This is a genomic window from Klenkia brasiliensis, assembly GCF_900100695.1.
In the GTDB taxonomy this organism is placed as follows: domain Bacteria; phylum Actinomycetota; class Actinomycetes; order Mycobacteriales; family Geodermatophilaceae; genus Klenkia; species Klenkia brasiliensis.
Genome location: NZ_FNCF01000005.1, coordinates 1 through 24,151 on the forward strand (window position 1 = coordinate 1; position 24,151 = coordinate 24,151).

The window sequence follows — 24,151 nt, forward strand, 5'->3', positions numbered from 1 at the left end:
GGGGTGGGTGCTGGGGAAGTACACGGGGTTGGGTGGTGAGTCCTCGGTGCTGGGGTTCCCGACGTCGGACGAGGTGGCGGTGCCCGGTGGGGTGTCGCAGTCGTTCCAGGGCGGGATGGTGTTCAGTTCGGCGGCCACGGGTGCGCACGAGGTGCACGGGTGGGTGCTGGACAAGTGGACGGCGATGGGTGGGGTGTCGGGGGCGTTGGGTTTCCCGACGTCGGACGAGGTCCGGACGGCGGATGGTGTGTACAACACGTTCGTGGGTGGGGCGGTGTTCTCCACGCCGTCGACGGGTGCGCACGAGGTGCACGGGTGGATCGGTGCGCGGTGGCTGGCGTTGGGTGCTGGTTCGGCGGCGGTGGGTTTCCCGGTGTCGGACGAGCTGCCGGTGGGGGACGGGGTGGGTGTGTACAACCAGTTCTCGAACGGGGTGGTGGTGTCCTCGCCGTCCACCGGTGCCCATGACGTGCGTGGTGCGTTGGCGGTGAAGTGGTCGGCGTTGGGTGGTGCCGGGTCGTTCCTGGGTTACCCGACCGCTGATCAGCGGTCGGCGCCCGGTGGTGGGCAGGTGGCTGCGTTCTCCGGTGGGTCGGTGTACTGGTCGTCGGGGACGGGTGCCTTCGAGGTGCACGGGTGGATCCGGGACCGGTGGTTGGCCAACGGTGGGCCCGGTGGTGGGTTGGGGTACCCGACCTCGGACGAGCAGCCGGCGCCGGGTGGGGTGGGGGTGTTCCAGACCTTCGCCAACGGGTTGGTGTTCTCCTCGCCCTCGACCGGTGCGCGGGAGGTGCGTGGGTTGATCGAGGACGAGTACACGGCGTTGGGTGGGTTGGCCTCCTCGGTGGGTGTGCCGGTGACCGATGAGCTGACGATGCCCGACGGGTTCGGTCGGGCGAGCGTGTTCTCCAGCGGTGCGGCGATCTACTACTCCCCGGCCAGTGGTGCCTGGCAGGTGCGGGGGTGGATCCGGGGGACGTGGTCGGCGACGAACGCCGAGGCCGGTTTCCTGGGGTACCCGCTGGGTGACGAGGAGTCGGCGGGGGTGCCCGGTGCGGTGCTGCAGCGGTTCCAGGGTGGTCGGGTGTACTCCTCGGGTGCCACCGGTGCCCGGGAGGTGCACGGGTCGATCTTGGCGCGGTACCTGCAGCTGGGGGGGCCGGCGTCGTCGCTGGGGTTGCCGGTGAGCAACGAGTACCGGTCGGGGAACGTGGCGCGCAGCGACTTCCAGCGCGGCTCGATCACCTGCAACCTCACCACCGGCGCCATCACGGTCACCACGTCGTGACGACGGTCGCGGGCGGACCCGCCGGGGGCTCCGGCGCCCCCGGCGGTGCCGTGGGTAGCGTCACCGGCATGAGCTCCGTCGCCGTGGGACAGAAGCGGCCGTGGAAGGCAGCCCTCGACGACCTCGCCGACGGCTGGAAGCAGCGCGAGCTGTGGGGGCACCTGGGCTGGCAGGACATCCGCCAGCGCTACCGCCGGTCGGTGCTCGGGCCCATCTGGATCTCCATCACGATGGCCGTCACCGCGGTCGCGCTGGGCATCCTCTACGCGGGGTTGTTCAACAACGACCTGTCGGTCCAGCTGCCCTACATCCTGGTCGGCTTCATCGTCTGGGGCTTCATCAGCGGCTGCATCGGCGAGGGCGCCGAGGTGTTCATCGCCAACGAGGGCCTGATCAAGCACCTCCCGGCCCCGCTGAGCGTGCACGTGTACCGCCTGGTGTGGCGGCAGAGCCTGTTCTTCCTGCACAACCTCGTCGTCTACGTGGTCATGCTGGTGATCTTCCCGCAGCCGCTGCGGTGGACCGACCTGACGGCGGTCCCGGCCTTCCTACTCCTGGCGGTCAACGGGGCCTGGGTCGCGCTGCTGCTCGGCATCATCACCACGCGGTTCCGGGACCTGACCCCCATCACGCAGTCGATCGTGCAGCTGTCGTTCTTCCTCACGCCCATCGTGTGGATCTACGACGACCTGCTCAACAGCCCCAACCCGGCGGTGGCCGAGCGCGCCCGGCTGGCCGAGCTCAACCCCTTCCTCCACTTCGTGGAGATCATCCGGCGGCCCATGCTCGGCGAGCCGCAGAACCTGACCAACTGGGTGGTCGTCCTGGTCATCACGGTCGTCGGCTGGGCGCTGACGATGCTCGTGCTGCGCCGCTTCCGCTCCCGCGTCTCCTACTGGGTGTGACCGTGACCGAGACAGCCCGCCACGTCAGCATCAGCACCGAGGGTGCCTGCGTGGACTTCCCCATCTTCGACGCCAAGAGCAGGTCGCTGAAGAAGACCGTGGCCGGCCTGGTCGGCGGGAACATCGACAGCGGCGCCAAGGTGCCGATCATCGAGGCGCTCAAGGACATCACCCTGCACCTCGAGCACGGCGCCCGCGTCGGCCTGGTGGGGCACAACGGGGCGGGCAAGTCCACCCTGCTGCGGCTGCTGTCGGGGATCTACGAGCCCACGCGGGGCCGGGCCGCCATCAACGGCCGGGTCGCCCCGGTGTTCGACCTCGGCGTCGGCATGGACCCGGAGATCTCGGGCCTGGAGAACATCATGATCCGGGGCCTGTTCCTCGGCATGACCCGCAAGCAGATGGAGAGCCGGGTCGACGACATCGCCGACTTCACCGAGCTCGGGGACTTCCTCCGGATGCCGCTGCGGACCTACTCCACCGGCATGCGCGTGCGGTTGGCGCTGGGCGTGGTCACCAGCATCGACCCGGAGATCCTGCTGCTGGACGAAGGCATCGGCGCGGTGGACGCGGCGTTCCTGGAGAAGAGCAAGAAGCGGCTGTCCGAGCTCGTCGAGCGCTCGGGCCTGCTGGTGTTCGCCTCGCACTCCGACGAGTTCCTCCGCGAGCTGTGCGACACCGCGCTGTGGATGGAGCACGGCCAGATCAAGCAGCAGGGGCCCCTGGAGGACGTGCTGCGGGCCTACAAGGGCGCAGGCGGGTGACGACCGCCCCGGGGCGGGTCGTGGCCGTCGTCGTGACCCGTCAGCGGACCGAGCTGCTGGGGCACAGCCTGGCCGCGCTCGCCGCCCAGGACCACCCGGTCGACCACGTCGTGGTGGTCGACAACGGCCCCGAGGCGCCGGCCCGGGCGGTGGTCGAGGCGAGCGGGCTGCCGCACACCTACCTGCTCAGCGAGCGCAACCTCGGCGGGGCGGGCGGGTTCGCCCTGGGCATGCTGCACGCGCTCGCGCTCGGGGCCGACTGGGTGTGGTGCGCCGACGACGACGGCCGGCCCGCCGACTCCCGGGTGCTGGCCACGCTGCTGGCGACCGCCGCCGAGCACGACCTGGCCGAGGTCTCGCCGCTGGTCGCCGACCTCGCCGACCCCGACCGGCTGGCCTTCCCGCTGCGCCGCGGGCTGCGCTGGCGGCGGCGGCGGTCGGACTTCGCCGACACCGACCTGATCCCCGGCTACGCGTCGCTGTTCAACGGCGCGCTGTTCAGCGCCCGGGCCATCGAGGCCGTCGGCGTCCCCGACCTGCGGCTGTTCTTCCGGGGCGACGAGACCGAGATCCACCGGCGGCTGGTCCGCAGCGGTCTGCGCTTCGGCACCGCCACCGCGACCGCCTACCTGCACCCCGAGGGGACGACGGAGTTCGAGCCCATCCTCGGCGGCCGGCTGTCCGCGCAGTACCCGGCGAACCCGGTCAAGCGGTACTTCACCTACCGCAACCGCGGCTACCTCATGGCCCAGCCGGGCATGCGGTGGCTGCTCCCGCTGGAGTTCCTCCGCTTCGGCTGGTTCTTCCTGGTGCACCGCCGCGACGCCGCCGCCTGGCGCGAGTGGCTCTCGCTCACCCGCGCCGGGCGGCGCGAACGCTTCAGGCGTCCGTGACCTCGAAGGCCTTCGCCCAGCTCGCGGGCGAGGTCAGCTGCTCCAGGTGCGCGCGGTACTGGGCGCTCAACCGGGGGAACTCCCGGTAGAGGGTCACGTGCGTGCGGACCGAGTGCCGCAGCATGCGCCAGAACGTGTCCGGCTCCCGTCGGCGGAAGGTCACGCCGCGGCCGTCGGCGGTGCCGACGGTGGCGCTGTCCAGCCGGGAGAGCAAGAACCAGCGGGCGTCCTGCGCGGCGATGTTCATCTCGGGCACGTCCTGGGCCTGCGGCTTGGCCGGCCGCAGGTTGTGCACGAGCGCCGCGCCGAGGGTGCGGCCGATCGTCACCGGCGTCGTCGGGGGCTTCATGAACCGCTCGGCCTTGATGGCGCCCATCGACGGCAGGGGGAGGTCGCTGGAGGACGGGATGATCTGGCCGTCGGGGTAGTCGCCCTGGTGCTCCAGGGCCACCGGCAGCGCCGTCGGCAGGATCGGGAACAGCCGCTCCGGGCCGGCGAGGAAGTCCTCGTAGGCGCGGTGGTGCAGCGACGCGGTCGCGTACTGCAGCATGATCAGGAACTTCAGGTCGAACTTGAAGGTGTCCTGCAGCAGCTTCCCGCCGCGCTTGTAGGGGGTGTGCAGCGCCGCGGCCACCAGCCGGTTGCGGGTGTGGAAGTAGGCCTGCCAGCCGGCGGTGTCGTCCTTGTCGCTCCAGGACAGGTGCCACACGGCGACCCCGGGCAGGGTCGCGGTCGGGTACCCGTTCTCCCCGGCACGGATGCCGTACTCGGCGTCGTCCCACTTGATGAACAGCGGGAGGGCCAGCCCGGTGCGCTCGACGACCTCGCGCGGGATGAGGCACATCCACCAGCCGGTGTAGTCGACGTCGATCCGGCGGTGCAGGTCCGGCGACCGGCGCAGCGACTTCTTGGCGAAGTCGTGGGCGTACTCGGTGTTGGGCGCGGCCCGCCAGAAGAACTTGTCGCGCGCGACGACCTCGCCCATGGTGTGCAGCACCGAGCGGTCCTGCAGGGCCAGCATCTGGCCGCCGACGAGCATCGGGCGCTTGGCGTAGCGGGCGAAGGCGAACAGCCGGGCGATGCTGTCGGGCTCGAGCTGGACGTCGTCGTCGAGCAGGATGTGGTGGGTCGCCTGCGTCTGCAGCATCTCGTACATCGTCCGCGAGAACCCGCCGCTGCCCCCGAGGTTGGGCTGCTCGACCAGGCGCAGCTTGGACCCCAGGGCGTCCTCGACCGCGCCGAAGCGGGCGGCGTCGCGGACCTTCTTGTTGCCCTGGTCGGCCACCACGACGGTGTCGATGAGGTCGGCGACGACCTCGTCGGAGGCGAGGGCCTCCAGCGCGGCGACGCAGTCGGTCGGCCGGTTGAAGGTGCAGATGCCGACGCTGAGCCGGGTCTCGTGGGCCGGGGCCTCGGGGGCCCACCAGCCGGCCCGCTGCACGGTGAGCGTGCCGTCGTCGGCGGTGACGTCGAACCAGTACCAGCCGCCGTCCTCGAACGGGGTCAGGTCCAGGTCGAACTCGACGGTGCGGTCGTCGCCCTTGGTGGTGGTGCCGGTGACGTGGATGATGCTGCCGTCGGCCTTGGACCGGTAGACGTCGACCCGGCCGGGGCCGGAGACCTGCAGCTTGAGCACCACGGAGCCCAGCACGGTCCAGCGGCGCCAGTAGGAGGCCGGGAAGGCGTTGAAGTAGGCGGCGAAGGAGACCTCGTTGCCCGCCGCGATGGTCGCCACCTCGCGGCCCGAGGAGCGGACCCGCTTGGCCTTGCCCTCGTCGAGGTAGAGCGAGCGGACCTTGGACGGGTCACCGGGGCGCGGCAGGATCACCCGCTGCAGCAGGGTGACGGCCTTGCTGGTGGCCAGGTCGTCGGCCTGGGGCTCGGCCACGCGCTCGGGGGAGACCCCCTGGTCCTGGGTGCTGGTCACGGTTCAGTCCTCCAGGCGGCCGTCGAGCGACGTGCCCTGGTCGAAGAAGGGGCGGATCCGGTTGTCGAACATGCTCAGGGCGGACCCGATGGCCATGTGCATGTCCAGGTACTTGTAGGTGCCCAGGCGCCCGCCGAAGAGGACCCGCTTCTCGGCGGCCTCCTTCTTGGCCAGCTCCCGGTAGGTCTCGAGCTTGGCCCGGTCCTCGGGCGTGTTGACCGGGTAGTACGGCTCGTCGCCGGCGACCGCGTTGCGCGAGTACTCGCGGACGACGACGGTCTTGTCGGTCGGGTAGTCCCGCTCCGGGTGGAAGTGCCGGAACTCGTGGATCCGGGTGTAGGGCACGTCCTCGTCGGCGTAGTTCATCACCGAGGTGCCCTGGAAGTCACCGATCGGCAGGACCTCGGTCTCGAAGTCCAGGGTGCGCCAGCCGAGCTCGCCGGCGGCGTAGTCGAAGTACTTGTCGATCGGGCCGGTGAAGACCGTGGGGACGTCGGCGGGCAGGGTGTCCCGCACGTCGAACCAGTCGGTGGACAGCCGGACCTCGATGTTGGGGTGGTCGGCCATCTTCTGCAGCCACGCGGTGTAGCCGTCGACCGGCAGGCCCTCGTAGGTGTCGTTGAAGTACCGGTTGTCGAAGGTGTAGCGGACCGGGAGGCGGGCGATGACGGCGGCCGGCAGCTCGGTGGGGTCGGTCTGCCACTGCTTCTTGGTGTAGCCCTTGATGAAGGCCTCGTAGAGCGGGCGCCCGATCAGGGAGATCGCCTTCTCCTCGAGGTTGGCCGCCTCCGCCGTGTCGATCTCGCCGGACTGCTCGGCGACCAGCTCGCGGGCCTCGGTCGGGGTGAAGCTGCGGCCGAAGAACTCGCCCAGCGTGGCCAGGTTCATCGGCAGCGAGTAGGTCTTGCCGTCGTGGACGGAGAAGACCCGGTGCACGTAGCCGGTGAAGTCGGTGAACTGGTTGACGTAGTCCCAGACCCGCTTGTTCGAGGTGTGGAACAGGTGGGCGCCGTAGCGGTGCACCTCGATGCCGGTCTCGGGCTCGGCCTCGGAGTAGGCGTTGCCGCCGATGTGGTCGCGGCGGTCCAGCACCAGGACCTTCTTGTCCAGCTGCGTGGCGACGCGTTCGGCCACGGTGAGGCCGAAGAAGCCGGAGCCGACGATGACGAGGTCTGGGCTTCCTGAGGTCACGGTTGGCGACGATACCGTTGCGCGGACGACGGAGGGGTCGTGCCCGGCCCTAGGGTCGGGGTGTGGATGCTGCTGGTGACCGGCTGCGCGTGGTCGCGGTGACCTACTCGCCGGGGGACTCCGTGGAGTCCTTCGTGGCCTCGGTGGGGGCGGCCACGACCCGCCCGGTGGAGGTCGTGCTGGCCGACAACGGGTCCACCGACGGTGCCCCGGAGGCCGCCGCGGCCGCCCACGAGCACGTGCGGGTGCTGCGCACCGGCGGCAACGTGGGCTACGGGGCCGCGGTCGACGCGGGGCTGGCCGGCGCACCGGGCCGCTGGGCGCTGGTGGCCAACCCCGACGTCGTGCTGGAGCCCGGCTCGGTCGACGAGCTGCTCTTGGTGGCCGCGCGCTGGCCCCGCGCCGGCGCGGTGGGCCCGGCCATCCGCACGCCGGACGGCGAGCTCTACCCCTCGGCGCGCGACCTGCCGCGGCTGTCCACCGGCGCCGGGCACGCGGCGCTGGGCTGGGTCTGGCCGGCCAACCCCTGGACGGCGCGCTACCGCCGCGAGCGCGAGGCGCCGCGCGAGCGCACCGCGGGCTGGCTGTCCGGGTCGTGCTTCCTGGTCGACCTGGAGGCCTTCCGCGCGGTCGGTGGCTTCGACCCGGGCTACTTCATGTACTTCGAGGACGTCGACCTGGGCGAGCGGCTGGGCCGGGCGGGCTACCTCAACGTCTACGCGCCGTCGGCGGTGGTGGTCCACGAGGGCGGGCACGCCACCCGGCGCCAGCCGCACCGGATGGCCCGGGTGCACCACACCAGCGCGCTGCGCTACCTCTCCCGCCGCTACCCCGGGCCGGTGCACGCGCCGCTGCGGCTGGCGCTGCGCGCCGGGCTGGGGGGCCGGATGCTGCTGTCCTACGTCAGCGGGCAGGTCGCCGCCGGGGCGCGTTTCCAGCGCGGTGCGGCCGACCTGCAGGATGGTGCCCCATGAGGCACGCGGTGATCATGGCCGGCGGCTCCGGGACGCGGCTGTGGCCCCTCTCGCGCTCCGCCCGGCCCAAGCAGCTCCTGGACGTCGTCGCCGAGGAGGGCGGGGGCGCGCACAGCCTGCTGGCCGAGGCGTTCACCCGGTTGCAGGCCGTGCTGCCCACCGAGCAGATCTGGGTGTGCACCGCCGCCCGCTACGGGGACGCCGTGCGCGCGGCGCTGCCCGAGCTCGGCGCCGACCGGCTGATCCTGGAGCCGGTGGCCCGCGACACGGCCAACGCCGTCGGCCTGGCCGCCGCGCTGGTCGCCGACGCCGACCCGGACGCCGAGCTCGCCGTGGTGTCGGCCGACCACGTCATCCGGCCCGTCGAGCGGTTCGCCGACGCGCTGCGCACCGCCTACGACTGCCTCGCCGTCCGGCCCCGGTCGCTGGTGACCCTCGGCATCACGCCGACGTCGCCGGCCACCGGGTTCGGCTACGTGCAGAAGGGCGCGCCGACCGAGGTCGCCGGTGCGGCCGAGGCGGCGTCCTTCCGGGAGAAGCCGGACCTCGCGACGGCCCAGGGCTACCTGGACTCGGGGGAGTACCTCTGGAACTCCGGCATGTTCGTCTGGCGGGCCCAGACCGTGCTCGACGCGCTGCGCGACCACCTGCCGGAGTCCGCCGACGGCCTGGCCCGCATCGTCGCCGCGCAGGACCGCGCGGCCGCGCTGGCCGAGGTGTTCCCGACGCTGCCGAAGATCAGCGTCGACTACGCGGTGCTCGAGCCCGCGGCCACCGAGCCCGGCCGGGTGCTGGTCGTCGACCTCGACGTCGACTGGCTCGACGTCGGCTCCTGGCCCGCCCTGGCCCACACGCTGGACACCGACGACGCGGGCAACGCCGTCCGCGGGCCGGTGGTCGCCCTGGACAGCAGCGGCAACGTCGTCCTCTCCGACGACCCCGACCACCTGGTCGCCCTCGTCGGCGTGCGCGACAGCGTCGTGGTGCACACCGCCGACGTGACGATGGTCTGCCCGGTCGGGGACGCCGAGCGGGTCAAGCAGCTGCTGGCCGCGGCCGAGGAACGCTTCCCCGGCCGCTACGCCTGAGGCGCCTACCCTCGGGTCCGTGACCGCCGCGACCGTCCTCCCCCGGGAGCGGACCTGGCAGGCCGACTGGCCGCTGGACGTGCGCCGGGCGCTGTCGCCGCACCGGCACGGGCACAGCGACCCGACCCTGCAGTACGCCGAGGACGGCGCGGCCTGGCGGACCACCACGACCCCCGACGGCGCGGCCACCGTCCGGCTCACCGCCCGCGGCGGGCTGGTGCGGGCGCAGGCCTGGGGCCCGGGTGCGGCGTGGGCGCTGGAGGCGGTCCCGCGGTGGCTGGGCGCCGAGGACCGGCCCGAGGACTTCCCGGCCGACCGGCACCCGCTGGTGCAGCGGCTGCACCGGGCCTCGCCGTGGCTGCGCATCGGCGGCACCGGCCGGGTGTGGGATGCCCTCGTGCCGGCGGTGCTGGAGCAGAAGGTGACCGGCATCGAGGCGCACCGCACCTTCGTGCAGCTGCTCCGGCTGGCGGGTGACCCCGCCCCCGGCCCGGCGCCGGCGGGCATGCGGGTGGTGCCGTCGGCGCAGCGGGTGCGCGCGGTGACCGACTGGGAGTGGCACCGCTGCGGGCTGGACGGCGCCCGCCGCCGCGCCCTGCTCGCCGTCGCCTCCGTGGCGTCCCGGCTCGAGTGCGACGACCACACCGACTGCGAGGGCCTGCGCCGGCGGCTGCGCTCGGTGCCCGGCATCGGCGTGTGGACCGCGGCCGAGGTGGCGCAGCGGGCGATCGGCTGCCCGGACCAGGTCAGCGTCGGGGACTACCACCTCAAGAACCTGGTCGGCTGGTCGCTGGCGGGCCGGAAGACCGACGACGCCGGGATGCTGGAGCTGCTGGAGCCCTTCCGCGGCCACCGGCAGCGCGTCGTGCGGCTGCTGGAGGTCGGCGGGTCCCGGCCGCCGAAGCGCGGCCCGCGGATGGCCCCGACCGACCACCGCCGCCTGTGACGGGTGGGGCACGACCCTTCTCAGGACGCCGCGGCCCGGCTACCGTCGTCGGCCGGACTACGGGGGGTCGGTCGTGCGGCGGTCGAGGTGGTGCGCGATCCTGCTCGCGCTGGTGGTGGTCGGCTTCTGGCCCTGGACCCCGGCGTCGGCGGCGTCGGCCGACCTGACCGGTGGCGGCGGCCTCGCCCCCGGGGCGTCGGTGACCTCCCCGAACGGCCGCTACAGCCTGCAGATGCAGACCGACGGCAACCTGGTCGTGCTGGCCCCCGGGTCGCGGGTGCTGTTCCACAGCTGGACGTGGGGCCGGCCCGGGGCGCGGCTGGACGTGCAGACCGACGGCAACGCCGTGGTCCGCGGCAGCGACGGGCGGCCGCTCTGGGACACCGGGACGTGGGGCAACCCCGGCGCCCGGCTGGCGCTGCAGGACGACGGCAACCTGGTCGTCTACCGGGCCGACGGGGCGGCCCTGTGGTCCAGCGGGTGGGACCGCACCCAGCTCTCCGGCAACCAGCAGCTGCTCCAGGGCCAGCGGATCACCAGCGCGAACGGCCGGTACTCCCTGGACATGCAGCGCGACGGCAACCTGGTGGTGTACGCCCGGGACGGGCGGCCGTTGTTCGCCAGCGGCTCCTACGGTGCGACGTCGCTGCGGCTGCAGACCGACGGCAACCTGGTGGCCTACCGGGCCGACGGGTCGGCGGCGTGGGACAGCGGCACCTGGCGCGAGGGCCCGACCCGGCTCGCGGTGCAGGACGACGGCAACGTGGTGCTCTACCGGGCCGACGGCACCGCGGCCTGGCGCACCGGGTGGGACACCGGGCAGACCGCGCAGCCGGCCAGCCGCGGGACCTACCTGCCCCCGGCCGGGCTCCCGGTCGCGGCCGACACCGGCCGGTCGTGGCAGGTGGTCACGGTGGTCGCGCCGTCGGCCGGCTCGACCACCGCGACGCTCACCGGGTGGGAGGTCCGCGGGGGCCGCTGGGTCGCGGTCGTCGGACCGGTGACGGCGTCGGTGGGCTCCGGGGGCGTCGGCGCGGCCAGCGAGACCGCCACCCGGACGCCGGCGGGCACCTTCTCGCTGACCGAGGCCTTCGGCCGCGCGGTCAACCCCGGCTCCCCGCTGCCCTACCGCCAGATCGACGGCAACGACTGGTGGGTCTCCGACACGGCCAGCCCGGCGTACAACACCTACGCGCGGTGCGCGCCCGGCAGCTGCCCGTTCCGCGAGGGGGCGGGGGAGAACCTCTGGGCCCAGGGGTCGGTCTACGACTACGCGGTGGTCATCGACTACAACCGCTGGCCGGCGGTGCCCGGGGCGGGGTCCGCCTTCTTCCTGCACGTCTCGAACGGCCGGCCCACGGCCGGGTGCGTGGCCACCGACCGGGCGACGGTCACCACCCTGCTCCGCTGGCTGACCCCGTCGGCCGGGCCCCTGGTGTCGATCGCCGCGCGCTGAGGCTCAGCGCGCGGCGGCCGCGCGCAGCTGCTCGTACCGGGCGGTGCACTGCGCCATCGTCGGCAGCAGGCCCTGGTCCCGGGCGTCGGCCAGCGTGGGCGCGGCGGTGTCCTTGGCCGACAGCTCGAACTCGACGCCGGCCGGCCAGGGGAGCGCGAGGTCGGGGTCCATCGGGTGCACGCCGAACTCGCGGCCGGGGGAGTACCCGGACGACACCAGGTAGGTCACCGAGGTGTGGTCCTCCAGCGCGACGAAGGCGTGGCCGAGGCCCTCGGCGAGGTAGACCGCGCGGGGGTGCTCGCTGTCCAGCTCCACGGCGTCCACGGTGCCGAAGGTGGGCGAGTCGACCCGGACGTCGACGACGACGTCCAGGACCCGGCCGCTGGGGCAGTAGACGTACTTGGCCTGGCCGGGGGGCACGAGGGCGAAGTGCACGCCGCGCAGCACGCCGCGGGCGGAGACGGAGTGGTTGGCCTGGGCCAGGGTGAGCGGGTGCCCGACCGCCTCGGCCAGCACGTCGGCCCGGTACCACTCGGTGAACCGGCCCCGGCTGTCGCCGTGGGGCACCAGGTCCAGCACGTAGGCGTCGGGCACGGCCAGTTCGCGGACGTTCACGCCAGCAGCCCCATCAGGTAGTCGCCGTAGCCGCTCTTGCCCAGGGGCTCGGCCGCCCGCCGCAGGCCGTCGTCGTCCAGCCAGCCGTTGCGCCAGGCGACCTCCTCGATGCAGCCGATCTTGAGGCCCTGCCGCTCCTCGACCACCGAGACGAACTCGGTGGCCTGGCGCAGCGAGGCGAAGGTGCCGGTGTCCAGCCACGCCGTGCCGCGGTCCAGGGCGGTGACGGTGAGGCGGCCCTCGCGCAGGTAGTGCTCGTTGACCGCGGTGATCTCCAGCTCGCCGCGCGCGCTGGGGGTGATCGAGCGGGCGACGTCGACCACGTCGGCGGCGTAGAAGTACAGGCCGGGGACGGCGAAGGAGCTCTTCGGCGCGGCCGGCTTCTCCTCGATCGAGAGCACCCGGCCCTCGTCGTCGAACTCGACCACGCCGTAGGCCGCCGGGTCGGCCACGTGGTAGGCGAACACGTGCCCGCCCGCGGGGTCGGGCAGCCGGGACAGCGCCGTGCCCAGGCCCGCGCCGTAGAAGATGTTGTCGCCCAGCACCAGGGCCACCGACTGGTCGCCGATGAACTCCGCGCCGATGAGGAACGCCTGCGCCAGGCCCTCGGGCCGGGGCTGCACCGCGTACTCGATCCGCATGCCCAGCCGCGACCCGTCGCCGAGCAGGTGCTCGAAGGCGGCCTGGTCGGCGGGGGTGGTGATGACCAGCACCTCGCGCACCCCGGCCATCATCAGCGTGGAGAGCGGGTAGTAGACCATCGGCTTGTCGTAGACCGGCATCAGCTGCTTGCTGACCGCCTGCGTGATGGGGAAGAGCCGGCTGCCGGTGCCCCCGGCGAGGATGATGCCGCGCATTGGCCAGACGCTAGGGCACCGGTGACCGGGTGTGACCGACCCCTGGCCCGTCCGGGTGAGATGTCCTCGGCCCAGGGCCTGCGCCCCGTTACCGTCCTGGGCATGCGCGTCCTCGTCACCGGCGGTGCCGGCTTCATCGGCTCCCACTACGTCCGGACGATGCTGTCGGGTGGCTACCCCGGCTACGAGGACGCCGAGGTCACGGTCTTCGACAAGCTGACCTACGCGGGCAACCTGGCCAACCTCGCCCCGGTGTCGGACGGCCCCCGCTACCGGTTCGTGCACGGCGACATCTGCTCGCCCGCCGACCTCGACGCGGCGCTGCCCGGCCACGACGTGGTGGTCAACTTCGCCGCCGAGTCCCACGTGGACCGGTCGATCACCGGTGCCGCCGGGTTCGTGCTGACCAACGTGCTCGGCGCCCAGCAGGTGTTCGAGGCCGCGCTGCGGCACGGCGTCCGCCGGGTGGTGCACGTGTCCACCGACGAGGTCTACGGGTCCATCGACGAGGGCTCGTGGACCGAGGACCACCTCCTGGAGCCCAACTCGCCGTACTCGGCGGCCAAGGCCGGCAGCGACCTGATCGCCCGGGCCTACGCGCAGACCTACGGGATGGACATCTCCATCACCCGGTGCAGCAACAACTACGGGCCCTACCACTTCCCCGAGAAGGTCATCCCGCTGTTCGTCACCAACCTGCTCGACGGGCACACGGTGCCCCTCTACGGGGTCGGGGCGAACGTGCGCGACTGGCTGTTCGTCGACGACCACTGCCGCGGCATCCAGCTGGTCGTGGAGAAGGGCGCGCCGGGGGAGTTCTACAACATCGGCGGGGGCCGCGAGCTGTCCAACCGCGAGCTCACCGAGCAGCTGCTGGCCGCCACCGGCCGCGACTGGTCCTACGTCGAGGAGATCGTCGACCCGCGGGGCGGCGGCCACGACAAGCGCTACTCCGTCGACTACTCCAAGACCGCCGGGCTCGGCTACGCGCCCCGGATGACCTTCGAGGACGGCCTGGCGCTGACCGTGCAGTGGTTCCGCGACAACCGCGCCTGGTGGGAGCCGCTCAAGGCCGCGGCCGCCACCGCCCGCGCGTGAGCACCGCCTGGTTCCTCACCGGGTCCCGTGGCCAGCTCGGGCACGACCTGCAGCTGGCCCTCGCCGGGTCCGGCGACGACGTCACCGCCGTGGGCCGGGCCGAGGTCGACCTGACCGACGAGTCGTCGGTGCGCGGTGCGGTGCGGTCCTGGCTGGCCGGGGTGACCGCGGACCGGGCGGTGGTGGTCAACGCCGCGGCCTACACCGCGGTGGACGCCGCCGAGGACGACGAGGCCACCGCGCTGGTGGTCAACGGGCACGCGCCGGGCTGGCTGGCGCAGGAGCTCGCCGGCCGGGGGCGGCTGGTGCACGTGTCCACCGACTACGTCTTCGACGGCGCGGCCACCGAGCCCTACCCCGTCGACGCGCTCCCCGCGCCCCGCTCGGCCTACGGCCGGACCAAGCTGGCGGGGGAGCGGGCGGTCGCGGCCGCCGGCGGGGACGCCGCCGTGGTGCGCACCGCGTGGGTGCACGGCCGGCACGGCGGCAACTTCGTGCGCACCATGGCCGCGCTCGAGCGGTCGCGGGACACCGTGTCGGTGGTGGCCGACCAGGTGGGCTCCCCGACGTGGTCGGCCGACCTCGCCGACGGCCTGGTCGCGCTGGGCCGCGCCGAGGGGCCGGTCCCGCCGGTGCTGCACTGCACGAACGCCGGCCAGGTCAGCTGGTTCGGCTTGGCGCAGGCGGTGTTCGCCGAGCTCGGTGCCGACCCGGCCCGGGTGCTGCCCACCACGTCGGCGGCGTTCGTCCGCCCGGCGCCGCGACCGGCCTTCTCCGTGCTGGACGGCAGCGCGTGGGACACCGCGGGCCTGCCCGCCCGCCGGGACTGGCGCGCGGCCCTGCACGAGGCGATGACCGAGGGCTACCGGGACTGACCGGCCGGGGCACCCAGCCGGATGCGCCCGACCAGGGAGGACCCGCCCGGGGTGCCGACCGGTTCCCACCGCGTCGCCCAGCCCTCTGCGTGCAGCTGCACCAGCGCCGCGCCCACCAGCGCGCCCAGCGAGAGCGCGGTGGCCTGCGTCGGGGCGTCGGTGAGGTGCACGTCGACGACGTCGTCCTCCTCGCCCCCGTAGGAGAACACCACCGGGAACTCCGGCAGCGCGGCGACCGCCACCCGGAAGGCCGCCGCCACCGCCTCCCGCGCCCCCGGCCGGGGGAGGACCCCGGCCGCCGCGGTGCGGTCGGGCACCAGGTCGCGGGTGCCCAGCGCGAACAGGTCGCCCGGGCCCAGCCGCACGAGCGGCCGGGTGCCGGTGTCCTCGGCCGGCGCTGCGGTCGACAGGCCGCGGACGACGGCGACCGGCACCCCCGCGAGCTTGCCCTTCACCAGGTCGGCCGCTGCGGCGAGCTCGTCGACCAGCGCCACCTGGGTGGTCTCCAGCCGGTTGCCGTGCGCGTCGACGTCGCCGCGGTGGTCCAGCAGCGCGGGGATGCCGGCCGACCCGACCGCGACGTCGGTGAGGCCCTCGCGCCAGGTGCGGCCGAAGGTGTCGCTGACCACGACGGCCACGGTCACCCCCAGCAGCTCGGCCAGCGCGGACCGCAGCCGGCGCGCCGAGGCGTCGGCGTCCTCGGGCAGCAGCACCAGGGTGTCCCCGGCGGTGTTGGAGGCGTCGATGCCGGCGGCGGCGACCACCCACCCGTGGTGGGTCTGGACGATCTTCAGGGGGCCGCGGCGGGCGACCACCCGGACGGTCTGCGCGTCGATCGCCCGCTGCCGGACCGCCTCCCGGTCGGCGCCCGGGGGGACGGTGACCAGGGTGCCCTCGACCTTGGAGACCACCTTGCTGGTCACCACCAGCACGTCGCCGTCGGCCAGCCACGGCGCGGCCCCCGCCACGGCGCCGGCCAGGTCGTCGCCCGGCCCGAACTCGGGCAGGCCGGTGACCGGCGTGATCGTCAGGCCCGGCGGCAGCTCACCCACGTGCGGCATCCAACGCCGCCTGCGCCATGGCCTGCGTGGCCGGGGGGTCGGTCATGAGCAGCGGCACCCGGCGGACGTCCACGCCGGGGACGTCGGCGGTGTCGGTGTCGTGCACCAGCCAGGCGTCCAGCAGGCCGCCGTCGGACCGCGCGCCGTAGTGCCGCCCGACGCCCTCGGCGCTGACCTCGACCCCGATCGCGGGCAGGCACCGGTCGGCCATGCCGCGCAGCGGTGCGCCGCCGACGACGGGGGACAGGCCCACCACGCGGGCGGGGGAGGCGAGGAGGGCGTCCCGCAGACCGGGGACGCCGAGCACGGTGCCGATCGACACCACCGGGTTGGACGGCGCGAGCAGCACGGCGTCGGCGGTGGCGAAGGCCTCGGCGACGCCCGGTGCCGGCCGGGCGTCGTCCACCCCGACCTGCACGAAGGCGGAGGCGTCCAGCGCCGCGCGGTGGCGGACCCACCACTCCTGGAAGTGGATCGCCCGCTGCCGGCCGGTGTCGGGGTCGCTCACCACGACGTGGGTCTCGACGCGCTGGTCGCTCATCGGCAGCAGGGTGACCCCGGGCCGCCAGCGCTGCGCCAGGGCCAGCGTGACCTCCGACAGGGGGTAACCGGCGTCGAGCATCCGGGTGCGCACGAGGTGGGTCGCGAGGTCGCGGTCGCCGAGCCCGAACCAGGTCGGCTCGGCGCCGTAGGCAGCCAGTTCGTCCTTCACGACCCAGCTCTCGTCGCGTCGGCCCCATCCCCGGACCGGGTCGATTCCGTCACCGAGCGTATACATCACCGAGTCGAGGTCGGGGCAGATGCGCAGGCCGTGCAGGGTGACGTCGTCGCCGGTGTTCACCACGGCCGTGATGTCGGCGTCCGGGGCCGCGGCACGCACCCCGAGCAGGAACCGGGCACCCCCGACGCCACCGGCCACGACCACGATCCGCATGCACACCATGGTGCCTGATGGCAAGACCCGTTCTCGGGGTCGGATCCGTGTCGGAATGATCTGGACCAACTCCCCGGGTTGAGCAGGCAATAGTTGTTCACGAGGGCGGCGTGTCTCCGGGTTTCGTGACGCTTCCGGAACCCTCCGTGACCGCTGTGACGGGTGGGACTGGTGGGACGGGGAGCTCGACTTGACCCCACCCAACCGACACGGCTGTAATTCCATCGGTGTCACCAAGTGCGCGCCGTCGGGAGTGGCCCGATGATCACGCACTGTGACGAAGGCGAGAGGGGACGCATCGTCATGGCAGAGGTGTCGTGGTTGAGCGAGTACAAGCAGCAGCAGACCGCCGCGGCCGGCGGCGGCGCCGGCGGCGTGGCGGGGTTCAGCGCGCTGAACTGGTCCTCCGGCCTGGAGGACGAGGACCAGGGGTGGCAGGAGCGCGCCCTGTGCGCCGAGACCGACCCCGAGGCGTTCTTCCCGGAGAAGGGCGGCTCGACCCGCGAGGCCAAGAAGATCTGCACCGGGTGCGAGGTCAAGGTCGAGTGCCTCGAGTACGCCCTCGGCAACGACGAGCGCTTCGGCATCTGGGGCGGCCTCTCCGAGCGTGAGCGGCGCCGCCTGCGCCGCCGGGCGGTCTGAGCCCCACCTCCGCCGTGGGCCACCATGGACGGGTGTTCACCCGGGTGGCCGAAGGACGGGCGAGGGTGGTGCGGGAGATCCGCGCCGCCGCCCCGCTCCTGGCAGGACCAGCGACACCGACCACCGCCCGCGGGCCCTGGCTGGCCGCCGCGCTCCACGCGGCGCCGGCCCCCGCCCCCCGGGTGCGCCACCGGGCCGTGGTCGTCGAGGCGCACCGGCAGGGTCGTCCCGCAGGGGCGGCCCTGCTGTCGTCGGTGCCGGTGCTGCGGCGCGGGCGCCGGGTCACCGCCGTCCGGCTGCTCGGGGACGGCGGCCCGCCCGGCCCGCCCGGGACGGCCCCCCGCCGGCTGCCGGCCGCCGACCCCGCCGTGGCCGGGCTGCTCGCCGACGGCATCGCCGACCTGCTGGCGCACACCCGCGGCCCGTGGGAGCTGTCCCTCACCGGCCTGCCGCTGGGTGACCCCGTCCTGGCCGCGCTCGGTGCCCGGCTGGGCACCGGTGCGCTGTTCCGCACCACCCGCAGCCGGGCGCTGGTCGACGCCCTCGACGACGTCGGGCCGGTGCACCGGTCCACGGACCCGGCCGCGCTCGAGCGGTGGTTGCCGGTCCTGCTCGAGCACCGCCCCGCCGGTACCCGCCGTGCCGACCTGCGCGCCCTCGTGCGGGTGCACGCGGCCGCCGGGGTGGTCGAGCACGCCGTCGTCGCGTCCGGTGACGGCGCGCGGGCCGGCCTGCTGACGCTGCTCGACGGCGGCGTGCGGCGGCCCTGGTTCGGCTTCGGCCCGGGCCTGCGCGAGGCGCCCGGTCAGCCGTGGGTGTCGCTGGTGGCCGACTCCCGGGGCCGCTGACCCGGGGCCGCCGGGCTCAGTCCGACAGCGTCGCGCCCGGCAGGGCGGCGGCCTCGCCGTCGCCGAGCCGCAGGGTGCCGGTGACCGTGCCGCGGCGGTCCGCCACCTCGACCTCGAGGGCGTAGCTGCGCCCGGTGTAGACCGGCGCGGACCCGTTGGGGCGGGTGTAGGTCGGGAAGGACCCCGTCAGCTGCACGCCGTCGTCGGTGCGGGTGGCCCGCAGGTCGGGCGAGGGCAGGTCGGCGTACTCGGCCAGGCCGCGGCGGCAGTCGGCCGCGGCGGGGTCGGCGGGCGGGGCGTCGGCCAGGCAGTTCCAGACCTCGAGCTCGACGTGGGCCAGGGCGCGGTCGCCGTCGTCGGAGACCCGCAGCCGGGGGTAGGCCACGGTGACGCCGACCGCCCGCGGCTCCAGGACCACCCCGCCGAAGGAGACCTCGGCGGTGAACCCGTCGCCGCCGGGCTCCAGGTCGGTGCCGGCCAGGTCGCCGGCGGCCGCGGCGGTCAGCGGCGCAGCCGTCGTGGGCGCCGCGGAGGTGGTCCGGGCCGTGGTCGCCGTGGACCCGCCCGCGGTGCCCGGCGTCGAGGCGGCGGGGGTGGTGTCCCCGCCGCTGCCGAGGACGGCGGCCGCGACGGCCGCGGCGGCGACCACGACCACCGCGGCGCCGGCCACGGCGACCCGGCGGCGCCCGCCCGCCCCGCCGTCCGCGCCGCGGGCCGTGCCGCCGTCCCTGCCGCCGTCCGTGCTGTCGTCCGAGCTGTGGACCCCGCCGCCGGTCGCGTCGCCGCTCGTGGGTGCCGGCCCGCCGACCGCGCCGGGGGCCACCGGCGCGGCGGGCGGTGTCCGGGGGGAGCCGGGGGGCGCGGCGAAGAACCCGGGGAGGTCGTCGAGCTCGCGGCGCGGTGGGACGGGCGGCGCCGGTTCCGGTGCAGCCGCCCCCGACCGCCGCCGGCGGCGTCCCCGTGCCCGTTCCGTCACGCCCGACAGCATGTCAGCCGGTCGGGTCGATCTCCTCCGGGTCGCGGCCGAGCAGGACCGCCACCTGGTCGACGACCACGTCGCGCACCAGGTCGGCGAGGTCCTCGGGGTCGTGCGCCCGGATCTCCAGCGGGCGGCGGTACACGACGATCCGCGGCGGGTGGTCGACGCCGGCCTCGCGGCGACCGGGCAGGACCCGGGCCAGCGGCACGCTGCCGTCGTCGAGCACGTCGGCGTCCAGCACCACCTCGTCGGGGCTGGAGTGGTCCACCCAGGGCACGTCCTCGACGGCGAACTCCACGCCGGCGAGCTCCTTCTCCCAATGCCGCTCGATGTCCTCGACGGCGTCCAGCACGAGGTCGTCGAACTGCTCCGACCGGCTGCGCGACAGCGGCACACCGGGCGGGACGAGCCGGCCCCGCAGGCCGCGGCCGTGCCGGTCGCGGCGGCGGGCGGGGGGACGAGGCATGGCGGGGCGAGCCTACGCACCCGGCGGGTGCCCGCGGTGACACGGCCGCGGTGCGCCTGCTGACGCAACTCCGGCAGCGGGGCTAGGGTGCCAGCCGTGAGGAACCGGTGGTGAGGCAGTCACGTCGCTGCTCGCGCAGTGGGTGCGCGCAGCCGGCGGCGGCCACGCTGACCTACGTGTACGCGGAGTCCACGGCCGTCGTCGGTCCGTTGGCGACCTACTCCGAGCCGCACAGCTACGACCTGTGCGAGTTCCACGCCGAGCGGCTGACCGTGCCGCGCGGCTGGGAGGTCGTCCGCCACGAGGTCGACACCGAGGACTCCGGCCCCACCGGCGACGACCTGCTGGCCCTGGCCGACGCGGTCCGCGAGGCGGCGCGCCCGGAGCCCGAGCGCGACCCCGCCGACGACGGCTCGGGCACCCGGCGCGGTCACCTGCGGGTGCTGCCCAACCTGCCCTGACCGGCGCCGTCGTACCCCGTCGCTAGGGTCGCACCCGTGGACCCGGCCGGGCCCACGACGACCGACCCGAGGTGGACCCGCGGTGCCCGACCTGTCCTCGCTCATCAAGGCCTACGACGTCCGCGGGGTCGTGCCCGACCAGTGGGACGAGGACGTGGCCCGCGCCATCGGCGCCGCGTTCGCCGAGTTCGTGCACGCCGAGAGCGGCGCGACCGCGGTCGTCACCGCCCACGACATGCGCGAGACCTCCGTGCCGCTGTCCCGCGCCTTCGCCGAGGGCGTGCTCAGCCGGGGGGTCGACGTCGTGGAGGCCGGGCTGGGCTCCACCGACATGCTGTACTTCGCCGCCGGCAGCCTCGACCTGCCGGGCGCGATGTTCACCGCCAGCCACAACCCGGCGCAGTACAACGGCATCAAGATGTGCCGGGCCGGCGCGGCCCCCATCGGCCAGGACTCCGGCCTCGCCCAGATCCGCTCCTGGACCGAGCAGCTGCTCGACGGTGCGGCCGTGCTCGACCGCGCGGTCGACGAGCCCGGCACGGTGAGCAGCCGCGACGTGCTGGCCGAGTACTCGGCCTACCTGCGCGGCCTGGTCGACCTGGCCGGCATCCGGCCGCTGAAGGTCGTGGTCGACGCCGGCAACGGCATGGGCGGGCACACCGTGCCGGTGGTGCTCGACGGGCTGCCGCTGGAGGTGGTCCCGATGTACTTCGAGCTCGACGGCTCCTTCCCCAACCACGAGGCCAACCCGCTGGACCCGGCCAACCTGGTCGACCTGCAGCGGGCGGTCCCCGAGCACGGCGCCGACCTCGGCCTGGCCTTCGACGGCGACGCCGACCGGGTGTTCGTGGTCGACGAGCACGGGGACCCGGTCAGCCCGTCGGCCATCACCGCCCTGGTGGCGGTGCGCGAGCTCGCCCGCGGCGTGGGGACGACGATCATCCACAACCTGATCACCTCCTCGGCGGTTCCCGAGATCGTCCGCGAGCACGGCGGCGAGCCGGTGCGCACCCGGGTGGGCCACAGCTTCATCAAGGCCGAGATGGCCCGCACCGACGCCGTCTTCGGCGGCGAGCACTCCGCGCACTACTACTTCCGCGACTTCTGGCGCGCCGACACCGGGATGCTCGCCGCGCTGCACGTGCTCGCCGCCCTGGGCGAGCAGCCCCGGCCGCTGTCCGAGCTGGCCGCGGCCTACAGCCGGTACAGCGCGTCGGGCGAGATCAACTCCACCGTGGCCGACGCGGCCGACCGGGTCGCCGCGGTGCGCGAGGCCTGGACCGCCGACGAGGGCGTGACCGTCGACGAGCTCGACGGGCTGACCGTCACGCTGCCCGACGGCGCCTGGTTCAACCTGCGCGCCAGCAACACCGAACCGCTGCTCCGGCTCAACGTCGAGGCCCCCGACGAGCGGCGGATGACCCAGATCCGCGACGACGTGCTGGAGATGGTGCGCGCATGACCACCGACGCGTTCCCGGCGACCCTGGGCATCGACCCGGCCCTGCTGGGGATCCTCGCCTGCCCCGACACCCACCACAGCCCGCTGACCGTCGACACCGCGGCCGGCGAGCTGCTGTGCTCGACCTGCGACCGGGCCTTCCCGGTCCGCGACGGCATCCCGGTGCTGCTGCTGGACGAGGCCCGGCACCGCGGGGCCGGATCCGGGGACGGGGCGGAGTGAGGGCATGACCTCCCCGGAGCTGGCCGAGGAGGTCCTCGACGACCCGGAGCTGCTGCGGGCGCGCGACCCGCGCGGCCTGCTGCCCGCCGTGGCCGGCGCCGGGGCGCAGGTCCGGGAGACCGCCAGCCTGACCGCGGAGGCGGGCCTGGAGCGGGTGACCGCCGCCGGGCGGCCGCGCGGTCTGGTCGTCGTGGCCCGCCGCGAGGGCGCGGTCGCCGCCGCCGTGCTGCGCGCCCTCCTGGGGCCGGCCAGCCCGGTCACCGTCGACGTCGTCCCCGGCCCGCAGCTGCCGGTCTGGATGGGGGCCTCCGACGTCGCCGTGGTCGCCACCCGCACCGGCGCGGGCGCCTACGCCGTCACCCCGGCGCACGAGGCGACCCGGCGCGGCGTGGCCGTGGTCGGCATCGGCGCCGAGGGCGCCCCGCTGCACGCCACCTGCGCCGGCGGCCGCGCGCCCTACGTCCCGCTGCCGCCCGGCCGGGTGCAGCACACCACGCTGTGGTCGCTGCTCACCCCGATGCTGCTGCTGGCCGCCGAGCTCGGCCTGCTGCCGCCCGACCTGGCCGACACCGCCGCGGTGGCCGACGCCCTCGACGCCGTCGCCGCCGACTGCGGGCCGGTCACCCCGACCTACGCCAACCCGGCCAAGACCCTCGCCCTGGACCTGCTCGACGCGCTGCCCGTGGTCGTCGCCGAGGGCCCGCTCGCCGCGGCCGCGGCCGGCCGCGTCGCCGACCAGCTGGCCACCCTCGCCGGGCTGCCCGCGCCCACGTTCCGGCTGCCCGACCAGCGGGTCGCCGCCGAGGCCGTCCTCGGTGGTCCGCTGGCCCCCGACGCCGGCGACGACTTCTTCCGCGACCGCGCCGAGGACGACGGCCGACGGCTGCGGCTGGTCACCGTCCGCGACAGGGCGGCCCCCGACGACGGCCGGGCCGAGCGCGACCCGCGGTCGGCGTCGGAGGCCCTGCGCCAGGTGCTGCGCACCGCCACGGAGCGGAACGTGCCGGTCACCGGCCTCGCCGAGCAGGGGGCCGAGCAGGACCTCCCCGAGGGCGTCGGGCGCCTGGTCACCGTCGCCCGGCAGCTGGTCGCCGGCGACCTGGCCGCGGTCTACCTGGCCCTGGCCCTGGACGCTGAGCGGGCTCGGGGAGGCGGGGGCAGACTCCTCCCGTGACGCAACCAGCCCCGCGCGACGCCGACGCACCCGAGCAGCAGGGGGGCGGCCACGGCGGCGGGGCCAGGGCCGTCGTCGCGGCCCTGCTGGCCAACCTCGGGATCGCCGCGGCCAAGTTCGTCGCCTTCCTGGTGACCGGGGCCTCCTCGATGCTCGCCGAGGCCATCCACTCGGTGGCCGACTCCGGCAACCAGGTGCTGCTGCTGGTGGGCGGGCGCACCTCCCGCCGCGCCGCGGACGCCGAGCACCCGTTCGGCTTCGGCCGCGACCGCTACGTCTACGGCTTCCTGGTCGCGGTGGTGCTCTTCAGCGTCGGCGGGTGCTTCGCCGTCTACGAGGGCGTGCACAAGATCCTGGCGCCCGAGGAGCTCACCAGCCCGGGCTGGGCCTTCGGCGTGCTGGGCGTGGCGATCGTGTTGGAGTCCTTCTCCCTGCGCACCGCCAAGAAGGAGACCGACGCCGTCCGGCACGAGGGGGAGAGCTACTGGGCCTTCATCCGCCGGGCCCGGGCGCCCGAGCTCCCGGTGGTGCTGCTCGAGGACACCGCCGCGCTGTCTGGTCTGCTGCTGGCGCTGATCGGCGTCGGGCTGACCGCCGTCACCGGCAACGGCGTCTGGGACGGCATCGGCACGGTGGCCATCGGCCTGCTGCTGGTGGCGGTCGCCTCCGTGCTGGCGGTGGAGACCAAGAGCCTGCTGCTGGGCGAGGCGGCCACCCCCGACGTGCAGCGGCGGATCGAGCAGGCCCTGGTCGGCGGCGAGCACGTCGAGTCGGTCATCCACCTGCGCACCCAGCACCTCGCCCCCGAGGAGCTGCTCGTCGCCGCGAAGATCGCCGTCCGGCACGACGACACCGCCGAGGCGGTCGCCCGGGCCATCGACGAGGCCGAGTCCCGGATCCGCACCCAGGTGCCCATCGCGACGCTCATCTACCTCGAGCCCGACATCCGCCGGGCCGCGGGCCGGGGGCGGGGGCCGGAGGTCCCGACCACCGGGGGCTGAGCACGCCCCCGGTAGCCTCCCGCCC

At 74.5% G+C, this 24,151-nt stretch carries 25 protein-coding genes; 17 read left to right on the forward strand and 8 right to left on the reverse strand.

Features of this window, described 5'->3' with window-relative positions:
• The 4 genes from BLT39_RS15215 to glfT1 form a co-directional block, all read left to right on the forward strand.
• The coding region (locus tag BLT39_RS15215; protein ID WP_423221491.1) for an LGFP repeat-containing protein at positions 1 to 1,288 on the forward strand (1,288 nt) is incomplete at its 5' end.
• A 68-nt stretch (positions 1,289 to 1,356) separates the two neighbouring features.
• Positions 1,357 to 2,193, forward strand: a complete 837-nt coding sequence (gene wzm, locus BLT39_RS15220) for a galactan export ABC transporter permease subunit Wzm/RfbD (protein WP_091066185.1) — start codon at positions 1,357 to 1,359, stop codon at positions 2,191 to 2,193.
• Between the two features lie 2 nt (positions 2,194 to 2,195).
• On the forward strand, positions 2,196 to 2,957 hold the full coding sequence (wzt, locus tag BLT39_RS15225; protein ID WP_479723796.1) for a galactan export ABC transporter ATP-binding subunit Wzt/RfbE: 762 nt from the start codon (positions 2,196 to 2,198) through the stop codon (positions 2,955 to 2,957).
• Positions 2,954 to 3,850 (forward strand): galactofuranosyltransferase GlfT1, encoded by an 897-nt coding sequence (gene glfT1, locus BLT39_RS15230; protein ID WP_091065276.1) that lies wholly within the window; start codon positions 2,954 to 2,956, stop codon positions 3,848 to 3,850. The genes wzt and glfT1 overlap by 4 nt, the downstream gene beginning before the upstream one ends.
• Here the strand turns inward: glfT1 and BLT39_RS15235 are convergent.
• Positions 3,837 to 5,777 (reverse strand): glycosyltransferase, encoded by a 1,941-nt coding sequence (locus BLT39_RS15235; RefSeq protein ID WP_091065279.1) that lies wholly within the window; start codon positions 5,775 to 5,777, stop codon positions 3,837 to 3,839. The genes glfT1 and BLT39_RS15235 overlap by 14 nt on opposite strands.
• Positions 5,778 to 5,780: 3 nt before the next feature.
• On the reverse strand, positions 5,781 to 6,968 hold the full coding sequence (gene glf / locus BLT39_RS15240) for a UDP-galactopyranose mutase (RefSeq protein ID WP_091065282.1): 1,188 nt from the start codon (positions 6,966 to 6,968) through the stop codon (positions 5,781 to 5,783).
• Positions 6,969 to 7,030: 62 nt separating this feature from the next.
• On the opposite strand from glf, the gene BLT39_RS15245 reads away from it, so the two are divergent.
• The 4 genes from BLT39_RS15245 (at position 7,031) to BLT39_RS22755 (ending at position 11,432) form a co-directional block, all read left to right on the forward strand.
• The gene (locus BLT39_RS15245; RefSeq protein WP_091065286.1) at positions 7,031 to 7,942 is read left to right on the forward strand and encodes a glycosyltransferase family 2 protein; all 912 of its coding nucleotides are present in this window, start codon (positions 7,031 to 7,033) and stop codon (positions 7,940 to 7,942) included.
• Positions 7,939 to 9,030, forward strand: a complete 1,092-nt coding sequence (locus BLT39_RS15250; protein ID WP_091065290.1) for a mannose-1-phosphate guanylyltransferase — start codon at positions 7,939 to 7,941, stop codon at positions 9,028 to 9,030. The genes BLT39_RS15245 and BLT39_RS15250 overlap by 4 nt, the downstream gene beginning before the upstream one ends.
• Before the next feature lie 19 nt (positions 9,031 to 9,049).
• Entirely contained in the window at positions 9,050 to 9,976 is a 927-nt protein-coding gene (locus BLT39_RS15255) for a DNA-3-methyladenine glycosylase family protein (protein ID WP_091065293.1), read from the forward strand.
• 73 nt (positions 9,977 to 10,049) lie between these two features.
• The gene (locus BLT39_RS22755) at positions 10,050 to 11,432 is read left to right on the forward strand and encodes a L,D-transpeptidase family protein (RefSeq protein ID WP_091065297.1); all 1,383 of its coding nucleotides are present in this window, start codon (positions 10,050 to 10,052) and stop codon (positions 11,430 to 11,432) included.
• Positions 11,433 to 11,435: 3 nt separating this feature from the next.
• Here the strand turns inward: BLT39_RS22755 and BLT39_RS15265 are convergent, their stop codons facing one another.
• Both BLT39_RS15265 and rfbA read right to left on the reverse strand, forming a co-directional pair.
• Positions 11,436 to 12,047 (reverse strand): dTDP-4-dehydrorhamnose 3,5-epimerase family protein, encoded by a 612-nt coding sequence (locus tag BLT39_RS15265; protein ID WP_091065301.1) that lies wholly within the window; start codon positions 12,045 to 12,047, stop codon positions 11,436 to 11,438.
• Positions 12,044 to 12,904 carry a glucose-1-phosphate thymidylyltransferase RfbA gene (gene rfbA, locus BLT39_RS15270; RefSeq protein ID WP_091065303.1) on the reverse strand — a complete coding sequence of 287 codons (861 nt, stop codon included), beginning with the start codon at positions 12,902 to 12,904 and terminating at the stop codon, positions 12,044 to 12,046. Before rfbA ends, BLT39_RS15265 begins: the two co-directional genes overlap by 4 nt.
• Before the next feature lie 102 nt (positions 12,905 to 13,006).
• Here rfbA and rfbB point away from each other — a divergent pair, with 102 nt between their 5' ends.
• Together rfbB and rfbD are read left to right on the forward strand one after the other, a co-directional pair.
• The gene (gene rfbB, locus BLT39_RS15275; RefSeq protein WP_091066192.1) at positions 13,007 to 14,002 is read left to right on the forward strand and encodes a dTDP-glucose 4,6-dehydratase; all 996 of its coding nucleotides are present in this window, start codon (positions 13,007 to 13,009) and stop codon (positions 14,000 to 14,002) included.
• On the forward strand, positions 13,999 to 14,877 hold the full coding sequence (rfbD, locus tag BLT39_RS15280) for a dTDP-4-dehydrorhamnose reductase (protein ID WP_091065306.1): 879 nt from the start codon (positions 13,999 to 14,001) through the stop codon (positions 14,875 to 14,877). Before rfbB ends, rfbD begins: the two co-directional genes overlap by 4 nt.
• Here the strand turns inward: rfbD and BLT39_RS15285 are convergent.
• Both BLT39_RS15285 and cofD read right to left on the reverse strand, forming a co-directional pair.
• A complete protein-coding gene (locus tag BLT39_RS15285; RefSeq protein ID WP_091065309.1) occupies positions 14,865 to 15,938 on the reverse strand; it encodes a coenzyme F420-0:L-glutamate ligase in 1,074 nt (357 codons plus the stop codon). The two genes, rfbD and BLT39_RS15285, sit on opposite strands and share 13 nt — an antisense overlap.
• Positions 15,922 to 16,872, reverse strand: coding sequence for a 2-phospho-L-lactate transferase (gene cofD, locus BLT39_RS15290; RefSeq protein ID WP_091065312.1), 951 nt, complete (start codon positions 16,870 to 16,872; stop codon positions 15,922 to 15,924). The genes BLT39_RS15285 and cofD overlap by 17 nt, the downstream gene beginning before the upstream one ends.
• Before the next feature lie 321 nt (positions 16,873 to 17,193).
• Between cofD and BLT39_RS15295 the strand changes: the two genes are divergently transcribed.
• Both BLT39_RS15295 and BLT39_RS15300 read left to right on the forward strand, forming a co-directional pair.
• Positions 17,194 to 17,514, forward strand: a complete 321-nt coding sequence (locus BLT39_RS15295) for a WhiB family transcriptional regulator (protein ID WP_242658457.1) — start codon at positions 17,194 to 17,196, stop codon at positions 17,512 to 17,514.
• A gap of 32 nt (positions 17,515 to 17,546) precedes the next feature.
• Positions 17,547 to 18,362 carry a hypothetical protein gene (locus BLT39_RS15300; protein WP_091065317.1) on the forward strand — a complete coding sequence of 272 codons (816 nt, stop codon included), beginning with the start codon at positions 17,547 to 17,549 and terminating at the stop codon, positions 18,360 to 18,362.
• A 16-nt stretch (positions 18,363 to 18,378) separates the two neighbouring features.
• Here the strand turns inward: BLT39_RS15300 and BLT39_RS15305 are convergent, their stop codons facing one another.
• Positions 18,379 to 19,338, reverse strand: a complete 960-nt coding sequence (locus BLT39_RS15305; RefSeq protein ID WP_131801497.1) for a hypothetical protein — start codon at positions 19,336 to 19,338, stop codon at positions 18,379 to 18,381.
• A 13-nt stretch (positions 19,339 to 19,351) separates the two neighbouring features.
• A complete protein-coding gene (locus BLT39_RS15310) occupies positions 19,352 to 19,807 on the reverse strand; it encodes a metallopeptidase family protein (protein WP_091065324.1) in 456 nt (151 codons plus the stop codon).
• A gap of 110 nt (positions 19,808 to 19,917) precedes the next feature.
• On the opposite strand from BLT39_RS15310, the gene BLT39_RS15315 reads away from it, so the two are divergent.
• From BLT39_RS15315 to BLT39_RS15335, 5 genes are all read left to right on the forward strand, one after another.
• The gene (locus BLT39_RS15315) at positions 19,918 to 20,268 is read left to right on the forward strand and encodes a DUF3499 domain-containing protein (RefSeq protein ID WP_091065328.1); all 351 of its coding nucleotides are present in this window, start codon (positions 19,918 to 19,920) and stop codon (positions 20,266 to 20,268) included.
• Positions 20,269 to 20,350: 82 nt separating this feature from the next.
• Positions 20,351 to 21,730, forward strand: a complete 1,380-nt coding sequence (locus tag BLT39_RS15320; RefSeq protein WP_091065330.1) for a phosphomannomutase/phosphoglucomutase — start codon at positions 20,351 to 20,353, stop codon at positions 21,728 to 21,730.
• The gene (locus BLT39_RS15325; protein WP_165640288.1) at positions 21,727 to 21,951 is read left to right on the forward strand and encodes a Trm112 family protein; all 225 of its coding nucleotides are present in this window, start codon (positions 21,727 to 21,729) and stop codon (positions 21,949 to 21,951) included. The genes BLT39_RS15320 and BLT39_RS15325 overlap by 4 nt, the downstream gene beginning before the upstream one ends.
• Positions 21,952 to 21,955: 4 nt before the next feature.
• Positions 21,956 to 23,125 carry an SIS domain-containing protein gene (locus BLT39_RS15330; protein ID WP_091065333.1) on the forward strand — a complete coding sequence of 390 codons (1,170 nt, stop codon included), beginning with the start codon at positions 21,956 to 21,958 and terminating at the stop codon, positions 23,123 to 23,125.
• On the forward strand, positions 23,122 to 24,126 hold the full coding sequence (locus BLT39_RS15335) for a cation diffusion facilitator family transporter (protein WP_091065336.1): 1,005 nt from the start codon (positions 23,122 to 23,124) through the stop codon (positions 24,124 to 24,126). The genes BLT39_RS15330 and BLT39_RS15335 overlap by 4 nt, the downstream gene beginning before the upstream one ends.
• Positions 24,127 to 24,151: the final 25 nt, after the last annotated feature.